Here is a 604-nt window from a genome sequence, read left to right on the forward strand (position 1 = left end):
ATCGTGCAGTGCACGGCCGGCACCGACGAGAACCAGATCCGCTATGGCTGGAACTACGCACAGCTTCTGGCAAAGGGCCCAAGCCAGGATGCGCTGGTGCCGACGCCGCTCTACCGCGCCATGCAGGACGGCAAGCTTTGCCGCCTCGAGGAGCTGACGCGCATGGGCTCCGATGTGCAGGACACGCTGATCACCGTCCTGTCCGAAAAGATGATGCCGATCCCGGAACTTAACACCTCGATCTACGCGCAGCGCGGCTTCAACATCATTGCCACCGCCAACAACCGCGACAAGGGCGTCAACGAGTTGTCGTCAGCGTTGAAGCGCCGCTTCAACGTCGTCGTGCTGCCTTTGCCCGAAGACATGGCGGAGGAAGTGGCGATCGTCTCCAAGCGGGTCGGCGAGATGGCCGGCGGTCTTGACCTTCCGGTGCCGAAGAATGTCGGTGAGGAGATCGCGCGAGTGCTGACCATTTTTCGCGAGTTGCGCTCCGGTGCTACAGCCGACGGCAAGGTGACGTTGAAGACGCCGTCCGGTTCGCTGTCCACGGCCGAAGCCATTGCCACCATGGTCGGCGGCCTCAGCCAGGCGGCCTGGTTCGACA

Annotated in this window: 1 protein-coding gene; it reads left to right on the plus strand. The window is 63.1% G+C overall.

Features of this window, described 5'->3' with window-relative positions; translation table 11 throughout:
- Positions 1-604, plus strand: a 604-nt coding sequence (locus EN906_RS36385; RefSeq protein WP_164777720.1) for an AAA family ATPase, incomplete at both ends; no start/stop codon positions are given.

The sequence above is a fragment of the Mesorhizobium sp. M7A.F.Ca.CA.004.06.1.1 genome (assembly GCF_003999135.1).
Taxonomy (GTDB): domain Bacteria; phylum Pseudomonadota; class Alphaproteobacteria; order Rhizobiales; family Rhizobiaceae; genus Mesorhizobium.